Here is a 16,915-nt window from a genome sequence, read left to right as displayed (position 1 = left end):
TCCCTCTACGCTACACGCCGAGCGCGGCGCGCTGCTCCTCCTCCTGACGCGTGAGCACCTCGCCGCGGAAGATCCACACCTTGACGCCGATGACGCCGTAGGTGGTCTTCGCTTCGGCGAAGCCGAAATTCACGTCGGCCCGCAGCGTGTGCAGCGGCACACGCCCCTCGCGGTACCACTCGCAGCGCGCGATTTCGGAGCCGCCCAGACGACCCGACGACTGGATGCGGACGCCGAGTGCGCCCATGCGCATGGCCCGCGCGACCGCTTCCTTCATCGCGCGCCGGAACGCGACGCGGCGCTCGAGCTGGAGGGCGACGTTCTCGGCCGCGAGCTGCGCGTCGACGTCCGGCCGGCGCACCTCGTGGATGTTGATGAACGTCTCCTTGGCGGTGAGCTTCTGGAGCTCCTGCTTCAGCTTCTCGATCTCGGCGCCCTTCTTGCCGATGACGATGCCGGGCCGCGCCGTGTGGATGTTGATCTTCGCCTTGTTCGCGGCGCGCTCGATCTCGATCTTCGAGACGCCGGCGTGGTAGAGGCGCTTCTTCAGGAAGTTGCGGACCTTCACGTCCTCGTGGAGCAGGTCGGTGTACTCGCGGCGCGCATACCAGCGCGAGTCCCAACCCTCGGTGACGTTCAGGCGAAAGCCTTTCGGATGAACTTTCTGACCCACGCTCAGGCCTCCGCGCCCGGGCGGCGCTCGTCGACGATGATGGTGATGTGGCTGGTCCGCTTGAAGATGGGCGTCGCCCGTCCGTGGGCGCGCGGGAGCGAGCGCTTGGCGGTCGGGCCTTCGTTCACGAACGCCCGCTTCACGTAGAGCGCGTCGACGTCGACGCGGCTGCCGTGCTCGGCGTTGGCGACCGCCGACTTGAGGGTCTTGGCGACGATCTTGGCGCCGCGCTTCGGCGTGAACTGCAGGATGCCGAGCGCCTCCTCGACACGCTTGCCGCGGATCATGTCGACCACGAGGCGCGCCTTCTGCGCGGTGAGGCGTGCGTAGCGCGTCATTGCCCGGGCTTCCATCGCCCTAGCCTCGCCTCGGCGGCGCACCGGCGGCCGGCGCGCCCGGCGCGGTCGGAGCGCCCGGCGCCGCGGCGCCCTCGACCTTGGCCTTGCGGTCACCCGAGTGACCGTGGAACATGCGCGTCGGCGAGAACTCGCCGAGCTTGTGCCCGACGGCGTTCTCGGTGACGAACACCGGGATGAATTTCGTTCCGTTGTGCACGGCGAACGTGAACCCGACCATGTCCGGGGTGATCGTCGAGCGGCGCGACCAGGTCTTCACCACGCGCTTCTCGCCCGAGGCGACCATCCCCTGAACCTTCTTCAGGAGGTGGAGGTCCACGAACGGACCCTTCTTGACCGAGCGTGCCACCGATCGTCCCCCCTCAGCGTCCCTTGCGGCGCTGAACGATGTACTTGTTCGTGCGCTTGTTGTGGCGAGTCTTGTAGCCCTTGGTCGGCTTGCCCCACGGCGTCTGCGGGTGGTTGCCCTTCGAGCGACCTTCGCCGCCGCCGTGCGGGTGGTCGACCGGGTTCATCGCGATGCCACGGACCGTCGGCCGTCGCCCGAGCCACCGCACCCGGCCCGCCTTGCCGAAGGAGATGTTCTCGTGGTCGAGGTTGCCGACCTGGCCGATCGATGCGCGGCACGCCAGGCGCACCTTGCGCAGCTCACCCGACGGCATCTTCAGGAGCGCGTAATCGCCCTCCTTCGCCATCAGCTGGATGGCGGTGCCCGCCGCGCGCCCGAGCTGTCCGCCGCGGCCCTCGCGCAGCTCCACGTTGTGCACGACCGAGCCGAGCGGGATGTTGGCGAGCGGCAGGGAGTTGCCGGGCTTGATGTCCGCCTGCGCGCCCGTCTCGACGCGGTCGCCCACGCCGAGGCCGACCGGCGCCAGGATGTAGCGCTTCTCGCCGTCGGCGTAGAACAGGAGCGCGATGCGCGCGGAGCGGTTGGGATCGTACTCGATGCCCTTCACGACCGCCGGCACGCCGTCCTTGTTGCGCTTGAAGTCGATCTGGCGGTAGCGGCGCTTGTGGCCGCCGCCCCGGTGGTACGCGGTGACGCGTCCCGTGTTGCTGCGCCCGCCCGACTTGGGCAGCGGCGTCAGCAGCGACTTCTCGGGCGTGCTCTTCGTGATCTCGCCGAAGTCGTAGCCCGTCTGGAAGCGGCGTCCCGCGGAGGTGGGCCGGTACTGGATGACTGGCATCGGCTCAGGCTCCCTCGAAGAAGTCGATGCGGTTGCCCTCGGCGAGGGTCACGTACGCCTTCTTCCAGCTGGGGCGCCGTCCCGCATGGCGGCCGACCCGCCGCGTCTTGCCGAGCACGCGCGTCGTGCAGACCTTCTCGACCTTCACCTTGAAGAGCTGTTCGACCGCCGAGCGGATCTCGACCTTGTTTGCGCGCGCGTCGACCCGGAAGACGACCTGATTCGCCTGCTCGTTCACGAGCGTGCCCTTCTCGGTCACGATCGGGCCCTTGATGACGTCGACGGCGTTCATTCCGCCTCCCGTTGGACACCGGTGACCGGCGGGCACCCGCAAGGGGTCCCCGTGCGCATCGCGCCGTTCGACGCGCGGGCGTGGCGCTCCGATGGACGTCGGCCGCTCACGCGGCCTCCATGAGTCGGGCGGCGAGCTGCTCGAGCGCGTCGCGCGTGACGACCAGCGTCGCGTGCTTCAGCACGTCGTAGACGTTGAGGCCGCCCACGAGGATCGCCTTCACGTGCGGCAGGTTCCGGGAGGCGCGCATCACCGCGTCGTCGTTCTGGGCGAGCACGACGAGCGCGCTGCCCTCGACGCCGAGACCGGCGAGGCACTCGAGCATCTTCTTGGTCTTCGGCTCGGGGAGCGTGAGCGCGTCGACGACCACGAGCTTGCCCTCGGCGTGCCGCGCGGCGAGCGCCGAGCGGAGGGCCGCGCGGCGCGCCGACTTCGGCATCTGGTAGGCGTAGCTGCGCGGCTGCGGTCCGAAGATGACCGCGCCGCCGGCCCACAGCGGCGAGCGGATGCTGCCGGCGCGGGCGCGCCCGGTGCCCTTCTGCTTCCACGGCTTCTTGCCGCCGCCCGAGACGAAGTGACGGGTCTTCGTGGCGTGGGTTCCGGCGCGACGCGACGCGAGCTGGCTCTTCACCATCTCGTGGAGGAGGCTCTCGCGCACCGGACCCGTGAGGACGGCTGCCGGCACGCTGATCTCGCCCGCGGGCTTCCGGGTCTGCGACACGACCGGGACGATGACCGATGTCTCGATGCTCACGACCGCGCCTCCGTCGCGCCCGCACGGGCCTTGCCGCGCCGGACGAGGACCGTCGCGTTGCGGGCGCCGGGCACCGTGCCGCGCACGAGCAGCAGGTTCTCGTCGGGACGGATCGCGACGACCTCGATGTTGCTCGTGGTCACTCGCTCGGCGCCCATGCGACCGGCCATGCGCCTGCCCGCCATCACCCGACCGGGGAAGGAGCGGTTGCCGATCGAGCCGCCGTGCCGGAAGTACTCGTGCGTGCCGTGCGTGGCGGGAAAGCCGCTGAAGTGGTGGCGCTTGATGACGCCGGCCGTGCCGCGGCCCTTGGAGACACCGGTGACCAGGATGCGCTCGCCGGGCGTGAACACGTCCGCGACGCTCACCGCGGCGCCGACCGCCGGGACGTCGCCCTCGCCGAGCCGGAACTCGCGCAGCGTGCGGAAGCCGGCGGTGCCCGCCTTCTTGAACTGTCCCGCGCGGGGCTTCGAGAGCTTCTTTGCGTCGAGGGTGTCGAACCCGAGCTGGGCGGCGGCGTAGCCGTTGCGCTCGGCGTTGCGCATGGCGACGACGGTGCACGGACCGGCCTCGATCACGGTGACCGGCACGAGCACGCCCGTGGCCGTGTAGACCTGGGTCATGCCGAGCTTGCGGCCGATGAGCCCTGTGACGGCGGTGGCCATGGCTACTGGAGCTTGATCTCCACGTCGACGCCGGCGGCGAGGTCGAGCTTGCCCAGGGCGTCGATCGTCTGCTGCGTCGGCTCGAGGATGTCGAGCAGGCGCTTGTGGGTGCGGATCTCGAACTGCTCGCGCGACTTCTTGTCGACGTGCGGCGAGCGGTTCACGGTGAACCGCTCGATGTGCGTCGGGAGCGGAATGGGGCCGGCGACACGGCCGCCCGTGCGACGAACCGTGTCCACGATCTCGCGCACCGACTGGTCGAGCAGCCGGTGGTCGTAGGCGCGGAGCCTGATGCGGATCTTTTCGTTCATCCGACGGCGTGCTTACTCTGCGATCTTCGTCACCACGCCGGCGCCGACGGTGCGGCCGCCTTCGCGGATCGCGAAGCGCAGCCCCTCGTCCATTGCGATGGGCATGATGAGCTCGACCTTCACCTGGACGTTGTCGCCCGGCATCACCATCTCCGTGCCCTCGGGCAGCGTGCAGACGCCGGTGACGTCGGTCGTACGGAAGTAGAACTGCGGCCGGTAGCCGTTGAAGAACGGCGTGTGGCGACCGCCCTCGTCCTTGGTGAGGATGTAGGCCTCGGCCTGGAACTTCGTGTGCGGCGTGATCGAGCCGGGCTTGGCGAGCACCTGACCACGCTCGATCTCCTCGCGCTTGGTGCCGCGGAGCAGGCAGCCGATGTTGTCGCCGGCGAGCCCCTCGTCGAGGAGTTTGCGGAACATCTCGACGCCGGTGACGACGGTCTTGGTCGTGGCCTTGATGCCGACGATCTCGACCTCTTCGCCGACCTTGATCTTGCCGCGCTCGACGCGACCGGTGGCGACCGTGCCGCGGCCGGAGATCGAGAACACGTCCTCGACGGGCATGAGGAACGGCTTGTCGATCTCGCGCTTCGGCTCGGGGATGTAGCTGTCGACCGCGTCCATCAGCTTCGCGATGGCCTGGGTCCCGAGCTCACCCGCATCGCCCTCGAGCGCCTTCAGCGCGCTGCCCCGGATGATCGGGATCTCGTCGCCCGGGAACTCGTACTTCGAGAGGAGCTCGCGGACCTCGAGCTCGACCAGGTCGAGCAGCTCCTTGTCCTCGACCATGTCGACCTTGTTCATGAACACGACGATGGCCGGCACGCCGACCTGGCGCGCGAGCAGGATGTGCTCGCGGGTCTGCGGCATGGGCCCGTCGGTCGCGGCGACGACGAGGATCGCGCCGTCCATCTGGGCGGCGCCCGTGATCATGTTCTTGATGTAGTCGGCGTGCCCCGGGCAGTCGACGTGGGCGTAGTGACGCTTGGCGGATTCGTACTCGACGTGCGCGGTCGCGATCGTGATGCCACGCTCGCGCTCCTCCGGCGCCTTGTCGATCTGATCGAAGGCCACGAACTGCCCCAGGCCCTTTGCGGCCTGCGTCTTCGTGATCGCCGCCGTGAGGGTGGTCTTGCCGTGGTCGATGTGACCGATCGTCCCCACGTTGACGTGGGGCTTCTTGCGCTCGAACTTCGCCTTCGCCATGAGCTCCTTCCTCCGTGGCTCCGACTAACCGGCCTGGGCCTCGGCGAACCGGCTGCCCGCCTTCGGCGGCACCGCCTCGGGGCCGACGCCCTTCGGCACCGGTTCGTAGTGAGAGAACTGCATCGTGAACGTCGCGCGTCCCTGCGTCCGTGAGCGCAGGTCGGTCGCGTAGCCGAACATCTCCGCCAGCGGCACGACGCCGGTGATCACCTGCGTGTTGCCGCGCGGCTCCTGTCCCATGATCCGTCCCCGGCGCCGTGCGATGTCGCCGATGACGTCGCCCATGAAGTCCTCGGGCGTCACCACCTCGAGCGACATGATGGGCTCGAGGATGACGGGGTCGGCCTTCGCCGCGGCCTCCTTGAAGCACATGGAGCCCGCGATCTTGAACGCCATCTCCGACGAGTCGACCTCGTGATACGACCCGTAGGTGACGATCGCCTTGATGTCGACGACCGGGTAGCCGGCGATGACGCCCGATTCCATCGCCTCCTTCACGCCCTTCTCGATCGCCGGGATGTACTCGCGCGGGATCACGCCGCCCTTCGTGCCGTCGCTGAACTCGAATCCCTCGCCGGGCTTGCGCGGCTCGAGGCGGAGCACGACGTGGCCGTACTGTCCGCGGCCGCCGGTCTGTCGGATGAAGCGCGTCTCGTTCTCGACGATCTTGCGGATCGTCTCGCGGTAGGCGACCTGCGGCTTGCCGACGTTGGCGTCGACCTTGAACTCGCGCGTGAGCCGATCGACGATGATCTCGAGGTGCAGCTCGCCCATCCCCGAGATGAGCGTCTGCCCCGTCTCCTGGTCCGTCTGGACGCGGAACGACGGATCCTCGCTCGCCAGGCGCGCGAGCGCGCCGCCGAGCTTCTCCTGGTCGGCCTTCGTCTTCGGCTCGATCGCGATCGAGATGACCGGATCGGGGAACTGCATGCGCTCGAGGACGATCGGCTTGTCCTCGTCGCAGAGCGTGTCGCCGGTCGTCGTGTCGCGAAGGCCGACGGCGGCGCAGATATCGCCCGCGTACGCTTCCTTGATCTCCTCGCGCTTGTTCGCGTGCATCTTCAAGAGCCGGCCGATGCGCTCGCGCCGTCCCTTGATGGAGTTGAACGCGTACGACCCCGCCGCGAGGACACCGGCGTAGACGCGCAGGAAGGTGAGCGATCCCACGTAGGGATCGGTCATGATCTTGAAGGCGAGGGCCGTGAACGGTTGGTCGTCGGAGGGGGTGCGCTCCACCTCCTTGCCCGTGTTCGGGTCGTCGCCCTTGACGGCCGGGATGTCGACCGGCGACGGCAGGTAGTCGACGACCGCGTCGAGCAGCGTCTGCACGCCCTTGTTCTTGAACGCGGTGCCGCACAGAACCGGCACGAGCTTCATCGCGATCGTGCCCTTGCGGACGGTCGCGCGGATCTCGTCCTCGGTCAGCGCCTGGCCGCCCAGGTATTTCTCCATGAGCGACTCGTCGAGGTCGGCGACGGCTTCGAGGAGCTTCTCGCGCGCGGCGGCCGCCGCGTCGGCCATGTCGGCGGGGATCTCCTCGATCTTGAACGTCGAGCCGAGCGCCTCGTCGTCCCACACCACGGCCTTCATGCGCACGAGGTCGACGACGCCGCGGAAGTTCTCCTCGACGCCGAGCGGGAGCTGGAGCACGAGCGGGTTCGCGTTCAGCCGGTCGCGGATCTGCGAGACGACGCGACCGAAGTCGGCGCCCACGCGGTCCATCTTGTTGACGAATGCGAGGCGCGGGACCTCGTAGCGATCGGCCTGCCGCCACACCGTCTCGGACTGCGGCTCGACGCCGCCGACCGCGCAGAACACCGCCGTGGCGCCGTCGAGCACGCGCAGGCTGCGCTCGACTTCGATCGTGAAGTCGACGTGGCCCGGCGTGTCGATGATGTTGATGCGGTGGTCGCGCCAGAAGCAGGTGGTCGCCGCCGACGTGATGGTGATGCCGCGCTCCTGCTCCTGCACCATCCAGTCCATGACGGCCGTGCCCTCGTGGACCTCACCGATCTTGTAGCTGATGCCGGTGTAGTAGAGGATGCGCTCGGTCGTCGTGGTCTTGCCCGCATCGATGTGGGCCATGATGCCGATGTTCCGGGTGCGCTCGAGGGGTGCGGGGCGGGCCATGGGGGATACGCGCTACCAGCGATAGTGGGCGAAGGCCTTGTTCGCCTCCGCCATCCGGTGCGTGTCCTCCTTCTTCTTCATGGCGCCGCCGCGACCCGCCGCGGCATCGAGGATCTCGCCCGCGAGCTTCTGGACCATGGACTTCTCCGGGCGCAGACGGGCGTTCTGGACGATCCAGCGCATGCCGAGCGACGTCCGTCGGGTGGGACGCACCTCGGACGGCACCTGGTAGTTCGCACCGCCGACGCGCCGGGAGCGCACCTCGACCGTCGGCTTCACCTGATCGAGCGCGCGCCGGAACACGCCGACCGCGTCCTCTTTCGAGCGCTCGCCCACGATGTCGAGCGCGCGATAGAAGATCCCCTCGACGACGCTCTTCTTCCCGCCGTTCATCATGCTGTTGATGAACTTCGTGACGAGCCGGTCGTTGAACTTGGGATCCGGGAGGATGTCCCTGCGTTTGACTTCGCCTTTGCGCGGCATAGTGATACACCCAGCGACCTCGCGGCGGCGGGCACGAGCCCCGGGGCGCCGCGTCGGCCTCACCGACTCCTTACTTCGGCCGTTTCGCTCCGTACTTCGAGCGGCTCTGCCGTCGATCCTGGACGCCGATCGAGTCGAGAGTGCCGCGGATGATGTGGTACCGCACGCCCGGCAGGTCCTTCACGCGGCCGCCGCGGATCAGGACGACCGAGTGCTCCTGCAGGTTGTGCCCGACGCCCGGGATGTACGCGATGATCTCGATGCCGTTCGTGAGCCGGACCTTCGCCACCTTGCGCAGCGCCGAGTTGGGCTTCTTCGGCGTCGTCGTGTACACGCGCGTGCACACGCCGCGCTTCTGCGGCGAGCGGTTCAGCGCCGGCGCCTTGCCCTTCACGTTCTGCTTCAGGCGCCCGTGCTTCACGAGCTGGTTGATGGTCGGCATCGTGTCTCGTCCTGACGGAAATTCGCTGTTTTAGGGAAGCTTCTTCTTCCTGTCAACCTTGAGTCGCGCGTCGTGCGGGCTACGCGACGGCCTCCCCGGTCTCGGCCGGCGCGGGGAGCGCCTCGGTGGGCTCGGTCGGCTCGTCGGTCACCGCTTCCATGCGGTTGTACTTCCCGACGCCGGTGCCGGCGGGGATCAGGCGGCCCATGATGACGTTCTCCTTCAAGCCGGCGAGGCGGTCGACCTTGCCGTTGATCGCGGCTTCGGTGAGGACCTTCGTCGTCTCCTGGAAGGACGCCGCCGAGATGAAGCTCTCGGTCGAGAGCGACGCCTTGGTGATGCCAAGCAGCAACGGCTCGGCGACCGCCGGCTGGCCGTTCTTCGCCAGCACGCGCTGGTTCTCCTCGTCGAAGCGCCACTTCTCGACCTGGTCGCCGATCAGGAAGTCGGTGTCGCCCACTTCCTTGATGCGCACGCGGCGCAGCATCTGGCGGACGATCACCTCGATGTGCTTGTCGTTGATGCGCACGCCCTGCAGGCGGTAGATCTCCTGCACCTCGTCGACGAGGTACTTGGCGAGGGCCTTCTCGCCGAGGATGGTGAGGATGTCGTGCGGGTTCGAGCTGCCGTCCATGAGCGGCTCGCCCGCCTTCACGAAGTCGCCCTCGTGCACGCTGATGTGCTTGCCCTTGGGGATCAGGTACTCGCGCGGCTCGCCCACCTCGGGGGTGACGATGACCTTGCGCTTGCCCTTGGTGTCCTTGCCGAACGAGATGACGCCGTCGATCTCGGAGACGACGGCGAACTCCTTCGGCTTGCGGGCTTCGAACAGCTCGGCCACGCGCGGCAGACCGCCCGTGATGTCCTTCGTCTTGGTGGTCTCGCGCGGGATCTTGGCGACGATGTCGCCCGCGGCGACCGGCTGTCCCTCGACGACGTTCAGGTGCGCGCCCACCGGAATCAGGTACCGCGCCTCGCCGCTCGAGATCTTGGCCGTGTTGCCGTCCGCGCCCTTGATCGAGATGCGCGGCCGCTTGTCGACCTCCTTCGTGTCGATGACGACCTTGGTCGACAGCCCCGTGCGCTCGTCGACCTTCTCCTCCATGGTGACGCCTTCGAGGATGTCGCCGAACTTCACGGTACCGGCGGCCTCGGTGAGGATCGGAATCGTGTACGGATCCCACTCGGCGATCATCTCGCCTGCCTTCACCTTGGCGCCGTCGGCCTTCTTCAGCTTCGCGCCGTAGACGATGGGGTAGCGCTCGCGCTCACGCTCGCGCCCCTGCTCCGGGAAATCGACGATCGCGATCTCGCCGTTGCGGTTCATGACGACGCGATCGCCCTCACGCCCCTCGACGGTCGTGACGTTGATGAGCTTCAAGAACCCGTCGTTGCGCGCCTCGAGGGTGGTCTGCTCGGCGCGCCGGCTCGCTGTGCCGCCGATGTGGAAGGTGCGCATCGTGAGCTGGGTGCCCGGCTCGCCGATGGACTGCGCGGCGATGACGCCGATGGCCTCGCCCAGGTTCACCAGATGCCCGCGGGCGAGATCGCGCCCGTAGCACCCGACGCAGACGCCCTGCCGCGACTGGCAGGTGAGCACCGAGCGGATCTTCACCCGCTCGAGGCCCGCGTCCTCGACGAGCGCGACCTTGCTCTCGTCGATGAGGTCGTTCGCGTGGACGATCACGCTGCCCGAGAACGGGTCGCGGATGTCTTCCAGCGCCACGCGTCCGAGCACGCGGTCGCCGAGGCCCTCGATGACCTCGCCGCCCTCGACGAGCGGCGTCATCTCGATGCCGTCGAGCGTGCCGCAGTCGCGCTCGGTGATGATGGAGTCCTGCGCCACGTCGACGAGGCGGCGCGTGAGGTAGCCCGAGTTGGCGGTCTTGAGCGCCGTGTCGGCGAGACCCTTGCGGGCGCCGTGCGTCGAGATGAAGTACTGCAGCACGGTCAGCCCTTCGCGGAAGTTCGCCGTGATGGGCGTTTCGATGATCTCGCCCGACGGTTTCGCCATGAGGCCGCGCATGCCGGCGAGCTGCCGGATCTGCTGCGCCGAGCCGCGGGCGCCGGAGTCGGCCATCATGAAGATGGGGTTGAAGGACGGCACGCGTTGGTACTTGCCCTGCGCGTCCTTCACCTCGTCGGTGCCGAGCTCGCGGAGCATCTCGTCGGCGATGCGGTCGGTGACCTCGGCCCAGATGTCGACGACCTTGTTGTAGCGCTCGCCGTCGGTGATGAGGCCCTTGTTGTACTGGTCCTCGATCTCGCGGACGGCGGTGTTCGCCTCGTCGAGGAACGAGTGCTTCGCCTCGGGGATCACCATGTCCTTGATCCCGATCGAGATGCCCGCGCGGGTCGCCATCTCGTAGCCGAGGTCCTTCAAGCGATCGGCGAAGATGACGGTCGCCTTGTTGCCCGAGTGCCGGTAGGCGAGGTCGATGAGGCCCCCCAGCTCCTTCTTCTTCATCACCTTGTTCACTTCGGCGAACGGGATCTCGGTCGGCACGATCTCGTAGAGCAGCACGCGCCCGACCGTGGAGTCGACGCGCTCGCCGGTGCCCGGCGCGCGGACCTTGATCCGCGCCTGGAGGTCGACCTCGTCCTGGTCGTACGCGATCCGCACCTCGCCGAAGTTCGAGAACGACTTGCCTTCGCCACGCGCCGCGAGCCGCTCGCGGGTCATGAAGTAGAGCCCGAGCACGATGTCCTGGGTCGGGACGATGATCGGCCGGCCGTTGGCCGGCGAGAGGATGTTGTTGGTCGACATCATGAGGGCGCGGGCCTCGACCTGCGCCTCGACCGACAGCGGCACGTGGACCGCCATCTGGTCGCCGTCGAAGTCGGCGTTGTAGGCCGCGCACACGAGCGGGTGGAGCTGGATGGCCTTGCCCTCGATGAGGGTCGGCTCGAAGGCCTGGATGCCGAGACGGTGGAGCGTCGGCGCGCGGTTCAGCAGCACCGGGTGCTCGCGGATGACCTCGTCCAGGATGTCCCACACCTCGGGACGCTCCTTCTCCACCATCTTCTTCGCGCTCTTGATGGTGGTGACGAAGCCGCGCTCCTCGAGCTTGTTGTAGATGAAGGGCTTGAAGAGCTCGAGCGCCATCTTCTTCGGCAGCCCGCACTGGTGCAGGCGCAGCTCGGGCCCCACGACGATAACCGAGCGGCCCGAGTAGTCGACGCGCTTGCCGAGCAGGTTCTGGCGGAAGCGGCCCGACTTGCCCTTCAGCATGTCGGAGAGCGACTTGAGGGGGCGCTTGTTCGGCCCCGTGATGGCGCGCCCGCGGCGGCCGTTGTCGAACAGCGCGTCGACCGCCTCCTGCAGCATGCGCTTCTCGTTCCGGATGATGATGTCCGGCGCGTTCAGCTCCATCAGGCGCTTCAGGCGGTTGTTGCGGTTGATGACGCGGCGGTAGAGGTCGTTCAGGTCCGACGTCGCGAAGCGGCCGCCGTCGAGCGGCACCAGCGGGCGGAGGTCCGGCGGGATCACCGGGACGACCTCGAGGATCATCCATTCCGGCCGGTTGCCCGAGTTCTTGAAGGCGGAGATCACCTTCAGGCGCTTGGCGAGCTTCTTCCGCTTGGCCTCGCTCGTCGCTTCCTTCATCTCGACGCGCAGGTCGACGAAGAGCTTGTCGATGTCCATGCGCGAGAGGAGCTCGCGGATGGCCTCGGCGCCCATGCCGGCGCGGAACGCGTCGGGCCCGTGCTCGTCGACGAGCTTGCGGTACTTGCCCTCGGACAGGAGCTCGCGTTCCTGGAGCGGCGTCTCGCCGGGCTCGACCACGACGTAGGACTCGAAGTAGAGGACCTTCTCGAGCTCCTTGAGGGTCATGTCGAGCATCGTCCCGATGCGGGACGGCAGGCTCTTGAGGAACCAGATGTGCGCGACGGGCGTCGCGAGGTCGATGTGCCCCATGCGCTCGCGGCGCACCTTGGACTGGATCACCTCGACGCCGCACTTCTCACACACGACGCCACGGTGCCGCATGCGCTTGTACTTGCCGCAGTTGCACTCGTAGTCCTTCGTCGGCCCGAAGATCTTCGCGCAGAAGAGTCCGTCGCGCTCGGGCTTGAAGGTCCGGTAGTTGATCGTCTCCGGCTTCTTCACCTCGCCGTGCGACCACGACCGGATCTTGTCCGGCGACGCGATCGAGATGCGGATCGAGTTGAAGTTGAGCGGGTTCTTCGGCTTCTCGAACAGGCTGAAGAGATCTTCCATCATACGCCGAGTCCTCTCCCCCGTCCTATGGCTGCTGCGGCCGGTCTTCGACGAGCTCGACGTCGAGAGCCAGGCTCTGCAGCTCCTTCACCATCACGTTGAACGATTCGGGCAATCCGGGCTCGAGCACGTTCTCGCCCTTGACGATCGCCTCGTACATGCGCGTGCGGCCGGCGACGTCGTCGGACTTGACCGTCAACATCTCCTGCAGCGTGTAGGCCGCGCCGTAGGCCTCGAGCGCCCACACTTCCATTTCGCCGAGCCGCTGGCCGCCGAACTGCGCCTTGCCGCCGAGCGGCTGCTGCGTGACGAGAGAGTACGGGCCGGTCGAGCGTGCGTGGATCTTGTCGTCGACCAGGTGGTGGAGCTTCATCATGTACATGACGCCCACGGTCACCTCGTGGGCGAAGGCCTCGCCGGTCCGGCCGTCGCACAGGCGGGTCTGTCCGGTCGCCGGCAGGGTGGCGCGGGCGAGGAGCTTGAAGATCTCCTCCTCCGACGCGCCGTCGAACACCGGCGTCGCGACGTGCATGCCGCGCACCGCGCGGCGGGCGAGCTTCAAGACGTCCTCGTCGGAGAGCGCGTCGATGAACTCTGCGACGTCCTTCGCGGGGTACAGCTCGCGCAGGATCTTGCGGATCGCGCCGGCGTCGGGGCGGCCGTTCTCCTCGAGCTCCGTGTTGAGCTGGCGCCCCAGCGTGCGGGCCGCCCAGCCGAGGTGGGTCTCGAGGATCTGCCCGACGTTCATGCGCGACGGCACGCCGAGCGGGTTGAGCACGATGTCGACGGGCGTGCCGTCGGCGAGGTACGGCATGTCCTCCTCGGGCAGGATGCGCGAGAGCACGCCCTTGTTGCCGTGGCGCCCGGCCATCTTGTCGCCGACCTGCAGCTTGCGCTTGATGGCGACGAAGACCTTCACCATCTTGATGACGCCCGGAGGCAGCTCGTCGCCGCCCTTCAACCGGTCGATCTTGTCGTTGAAGGTGGTCTTGATGGTCTCGATCTGCTCCTGCATCCCCTCGACGAGGCGGGACAGCTCGTCCTCGACCTTCTCGTCGCCGACCTTCACGTCGCCCCAGTACTGGTAGGAGATCTGGTCGAGCAGCTCGGCCGTGACCTCGACGCCCTTGTTGAGCAGCACGCGCCGCGCGTCGTCGGTGAGCCGCGCCGTCGTCGTCTTGCCGACGAGCAGGCTGTACACCTTGCGCTGCGCGCTCTCGCGGATGATGCGGATCTCGTCCTGCTGGTCCTTCTTCAGCTTGGCGACCTCTTCGTCCTCGATGGCGCGCGAGCGGTCGTCCTTCTGGATGCCCTTGCGCGAGAAGACACGGGCGTTGATGACCGTGCCTTCGACGCCCGGCGGAACGCGCAGGCTGGTGTCGCGCACCTCGCCGGCCTTCTCGCCGAAGATGGCGCGCAGGAGCTTCTCTTCGGGCGAGAGCTGCGTCTCGCCCTTCGGCGTGATCTTGCCGACCAGGATGTCGCTCGGCTTCACCTCCGCGCCGATGCGGATGATGCCGGACTCGTCGAGGTCGTGGAGCGCTTCGTCGCCGACGTTCGGGATGTCGCGCGTGATCTCTTCGGGTCCGAGCTTCGTGTCGCGTGCGACGCACTCGAACTCCTCGATGTGGATCGAGGTGAAGAGGTCGTGCTTGACGACCCGCTCGGAGATGAGGATCGAGTCCTCGAAGTTGTAGCCACCCCACGGCATGAAGGCGACGAGCACGTTGCGCCCGAGCGCCAGCTCGCCGATGTCGGTCGACGGACCGTCCGCGATGACGTCGCCCGCGCGCACGCGGTCGCCGACCACCACGATGGGCCGCTGGTTGATGCACGTGTTCTGGTTCGAGCGCTGGTACTTGACCAGGTTGTAGATGTCGACGCCGGGATCGCGGCCGTCCGAGCTCGGCTTGTCGACCTTCACGACGATGCGCTCGGCGTCGACCTGCTCGACCACGCCGTCACGGCGCGCGACGACCGTGACGCCGGAGTCGCGCGCGACCGTCCGCTCCATGCCGGTGCCGACGAGCGGCGCCTCGGTGCGCAGGAGCGGCACCGCCTGGCGCTGCATGTTCGAGCCCATGAGCGCGCGGTTCGCGTCGTCGTTCTCAAGGAACGGGATGAGCGCCGCCGCGACCGAGACGAGCTGGTTCGGCGACACGTCCATGAACTCGACCGCTTCCGGCCGCACCATGGTGAACTCGCCGCCGATGCGCGCCGACACCAGGTCGGCGGTGAAGTTCCCCTTCGCGTCGAGCGGCGCGTTCGCCTGCGCGATCGTGTGCTCCTCTTCCTCGAGGGCGGAGAGGTAGACGATGTCCTCCGTGACGCGCCCGTCCTTGACCTTCCGATAGGGCGTCTCGACGAACCCGAAGTCGTTCACGCGCGCGTACGTGGAGAGCGACGCGATGAGGCCGATGTTCGGCCCTTCCGGCGTCTCGATCGGGCACACGCGGCCGTAGTGCGTGGGATGCACGTCGCGGACCTCGAAGCCCGCGCGTTCGCGCGTCAGGCCCCCGGGGCCGAGGGCCGAGAGCCGGCGCTTGTGCGTGATCTCGGAGAGCGGGTTCGTCTGGTCCATGAACTGCGAGAGCTGCGAGGACCCGAAGAACTCCTTGATGACGGCCGACACCGGTTTGTAGTTGATGAGCTCCTGCGGCATCAGCGTCTCGATGTCCTGCAGGCTCATCCGCTCCTTGATCGCGCGCTCCATGCGCACGAGGCCGATGCGGTATTGGTTCTCGACCAGCTCGCCCACCGCGCGCACGCGGCGGTTGCCCAGGTGGTCGATGTCGTCGATCGAGCCGTTGCCGTTGCGCAGCTCGATCAGGTAGCGCACGACCTCGAGGATGTCCTCGCGGCGCAGCGTGCCCTGGTCCAGGGGGACGTCGAGCTTGAGCTTGTGGTTGAGCTTCAAGCGCCCGACGCGCGACAGGTCGTACCGCTCGGGGTTGAAGAAGAGGTTGTTGAAGAACGCCGTCGCCGTCTCGGGCGTCGGCGGATCGCCCGGGCGCAGGCGGCGGTAGATCTCGAGGATCGCCTCCTCCGGGCTGGCGATCTTGTCCTGGAGCAGCGTGTTGCGGAGCGCCGGGCCGATGTGCGTGTCGTCGAGGAAGAGCACCTCGATCTTGCTGATGCCGCGCGTGCGCAGGAGCTCCAGCTTCTCCTCGGTGATGTCGTCGTTGCAGGCGAGGATGACCTCGCCGGTCTTCGCATCCTTCACGTCGTGGGCGGAGACGCGTCCGATGACCTCTTCGACCGTGATCGGGATCTGGTCGATGCCGGCCTGCTCCATCTGGCGCAGGACCAGCTTCGTGAACTTGCGGCCTTCCTTCACGATCAGGTCGTTCGACCCGGGGTGGCGGATGTCGCGCGACGCCTTCACGCCGACCAGGTGCTCGGGCTTGAAGAGCTTCGCGGCCTTGCGACCGTCGAGGACGATCGTGTCCTTGCGATAGAAGTAGTTGAGCAGGTCCTCGCCCGTCATGCCGAGGGCGCGGAGCAGCACCGTGGCGTGGAACTTCCGGCGCCGGTCGATGCGGACGAACAGGATGTCGCGCGGATCGAACTCGAAGTCGATCCACGAGCCGCGGTATGGGATGATGCGGGCGGAGTAGAGGAGCTTGCCGCTGGCGTGCGTCTTGCCCTTGTCGTGGTCGAAGAAGACGCCGGGCGATCGATGGAGCTGCGAGACGATGACGCGCTCGGTGCCGTTCACCATGAACGTCCCGTGCTGCGTCATGAGCGGGATCTCGCCGAAGTAGACCTCCTGCTCCTTCACGTTCTTGATGGAGCGGGCGCCGCTCTCGGGATCGACGTCCCAGATGACGAGCTGCACGGTCACCTTGAGCGGCGCGGCGAAGGTCATGCCGCGCTGATGACACTCGTCGACGTCGTACTTCGGGTCCGAGAGCGTGAAGCTCACGAACTCGAGCGACGCCGTCTCGTTGAAGTCCTTGATGGGGAAGACCGACTTGAAGACGGCCTGGAGCCCCTGGTCCTTGCGCTGATCCGGCGGGACGTCGCGCTGGAGGAACTCCTCGTACGACCGCTTCTGGATGTCGATCAGGTTCGGGATGTCGATGATCTTCTTGATGTGACCGAAGCTCCGCCGGAAGCGGAGGTTGTTGGGAACGCGTGAAGTGTGCGCCACGCTTTGACTCATCGATGCTCCTGCCAGACGTCTGGCGACTGGAC

The 16,915-nt window shown here is 67.6% G+C and carries 13 protein-coding genes and 1 pseudogene; all 14 read right to left on the bottom strand.

All coding sequences use genetic code 11. The annotated features are described in order from the left end of the window. Positions 1–10 precede the first annotated feature (10 nt). Positions 11–673 carry a 30S ribosomal protein S3 gene (gene rpsC / locus VMS22_23635; protein ID HXJ37030.1) on the bottom strand — a complete coding sequence of 221 codons (663 nt, stop codon included), beginning with the start codon at positions 671–673 and terminating at the stop codon, positions 11–13. A 2-nt stretch (positions 674–675) separates the two neighbouring features. Next, on the bottom strand, positions 676–1,026 hold the full coding sequence (gene rplV / locus VMS22_23630; GenBank protein HXJ37029.1) for a 50S ribosomal protein L22: 351 nt from the start codon (positions 1,024–1,026) through the stop codon (positions 676–678). A 4-nt stretch (positions 1,027–1,030) separates the two neighbouring features. Further along, the gene (gene rpsS, locus VMS22_23625; GenBank protein HXJ37028.1) at positions 1,031–1,378 is read right to left on the bottom strand and encodes a 30S ribosomal protein S19; all 348 of its coding nucleotides are present in this window, start codon (positions 1,376–1,378) and stop codon (positions 1,031–1,033) included. Positions 1,379–1,391: 13 nt separating this feature from the next. Beyond that, on the bottom strand, positions 1,392–2,216 hold the full coding sequence (gene rplB, locus VMS22_23620) for a 50S ribosomal protein L2 (GenBank protein HXJ37027.1): 825 nt from the start codon (positions 2,214–2,216) through the stop codon (positions 1,392–1,394). Positions 2,217–2,220: 4 nt separating this feature from the next. Then, positions 2,221–2,508, bottom strand: a complete 288-nt coding sequence (locus VMS22_23615) for a 50S ribosomal protein L23 (GenBank protein ID HXJ37026.1) — start codon at positions 2,506–2,508, stop codon at positions 2,221–2,223. Between the two features lie 106 nt (positions 2,509–2,614). Beyond that, positions 2,615–3,262 carry a 50S ribosomal protein L4 gene (gene rplD, locus VMS22_23610; GenBank protein ID HXJ37025.1) on the bottom strand — a complete coding sequence of 216 codons (648 nt, stop codon included), beginning with the start codon at positions 3,260–3,262 and terminating at the stop codon, positions 2,615–2,617. Next, entirely contained in the window at positions 3,259–3,927 is a 669-nt protein-coding gene (rplC, locus tag VMS22_23605) for a 50S ribosomal protein L3 (protein ID HXJ37024.1), read from the bottom strand. Before rplC ends, rplD begins: the two co-directional genes overlap by 4 nt. 2 nt (positions 3,928–3,929) lie before the next feature. Then, on the bottom strand, positions 3,930–4,238 hold the full coding sequence (gene rpsJ, locus VMS22_23600) for a 30S ribosomal protein S10 (protein ID HXJ37023.1): 309 nt from the start codon (positions 4,236–4,238) through the stop codon (positions 3,930–3,932). A 12-nt stretch (positions 4,239–4,250) separates the two neighbouring features. After that, positions 4,251–5,441, bottom strand: coding sequence for an elongation factor Tu (gene tuf, locus VMS22_23595; GenBank protein ID HXJ37022.1), 1,191 nt, complete (start codon positions 5,439–5,441; stop codon positions 4,251–4,253). Between the two features lie 24 nt (positions 5,442–5,465). Further along, positions 5,466–7,571, bottom strand: coding sequence for an elongation factor G (gene fusA, locus VMS22_23590; GenBank protein ID HXJ37021.1), 2,106 nt, complete (start codon positions 7,569–7,571; stop codon positions 5,466–5,468). A 12-nt stretch (positions 7,572–7,583) separates the two neighbouring features. Further along, positions 7,584–8,054, bottom strand: coding sequence for a 30S ribosomal protein S7 (gene rpsG, locus VMS22_23585; protein HXJ37020.1), 471 nt, complete (start codon positions 8,052–8,054; stop codon positions 7,584–7,586). Positions 8,055–8,124: 70 nt separating this feature from the next. Continuing rightward, positions 8,125–8,496 carry a 30S ribosomal protein S12 gene (rpsL, locus tag VMS22_23580; protein HXJ37019.1) on the bottom strand — a complete coding sequence of 124 codons (372 nt, stop codon included), beginning with the start codon at positions 8,494–8,496 and terminating at the stop codon, positions 8,125–8,127. Positions 8,497–8,575: 79 nt separating this feature from the next. Next, a complete protein-coding gene (rpoC, locus tag VMS22_23575) occupies positions 8,576–12,718 on the bottom strand; it encodes a DNA-directed RNA polymerase subunit beta' (protein HXJ37018.1) in 4,143 nt (1,380 codons plus the stop codon). Positions 12,719–12,764: 46 nt separating this feature from the next. Continuing rightward, positions 12,765–16,883, bottom strand: a pseudogene (gene rpoB, locus VMS22_23570) (DNA-directed RNA polymerase subunit beta). Positions 16,884–16,915: the final 32 nt, after the last annotated feature.

The organism is Candidatus Eisenbacteria bacterium (assembly GCA_035577985.1).
GTDB lineage: Bacteria > Desulfobacterota > Binatia > DP-6 > DP-6 > DATJZY01.
This window is presented reverse-complemented; position numbering and strand designations above follow the sequence as displayed.

Coding starts and splice junctions, on each gene's coding strand:
- rplV (HXJ37029.1), bottom strand. CDS start 1,026: ATGGAAGCCCGGGCAATGACGCGCTACGCACGCCTCACCGCGCAGAAG.
- rplB (HXJ37027.1), bottom strand. CDS start 2,216: ATGCCAGTCATCCAGTACCGGCCCACCTCCGCGGGACGCCGCTTCCAG.
- VMS22_23615 (HXJ37026.1), bottom strand. CDS start 2,508: ATGAACGCCGTCGACGTCATCAAGGGCCCGATCGTGACCGAGAAGGGC.
- rplC (HXJ37024.1), bottom strand. CDS start 3,927: ATGGCCACCGCCGTCACAGGGCTCATCGGCCGCAAGCTCGGCATGACC.
- rpsJ (HXJ37023.1), bottom strand. CDS start 4,238: ATGAACGAAAAGATCCGCATCAGGCTCCGCGCCTACGACCACCGGCTG.
- tuf (HXJ37022.1), bottom strand. CDS start 5,441: ATGGCGAAGGCGAAGTTCGAGCGCAAGAAGCCCCACGTCAACGTGGGG.
- fusA (HXJ37021.1), bottom strand. CDS start 7,571: ATGGCCCGCCCCGCACCCCTCGAGCGCACCCGGAACATCGGCATCATG.
- rpsG (HXJ37020.1), bottom strand. CDS start 8,054: ATGCCGCGCAAAGGCGAAGTCAAACGCAGGGACATCCTCCCGGATCCC.
- rpsL (HXJ37019.1), bottom strand. CDS start 8,496: ATGCCGACCATCAACCAGCTCGTGAAGCACGGGCGCCTGAAGCAGAAC.
- rpoC (HXJ37018.1), bottom strand. CDS start 12,718: ATGGAAGATCTCTTCAGCCTGTTCGAGAAGCCGAAGAACCCGCTCAAC.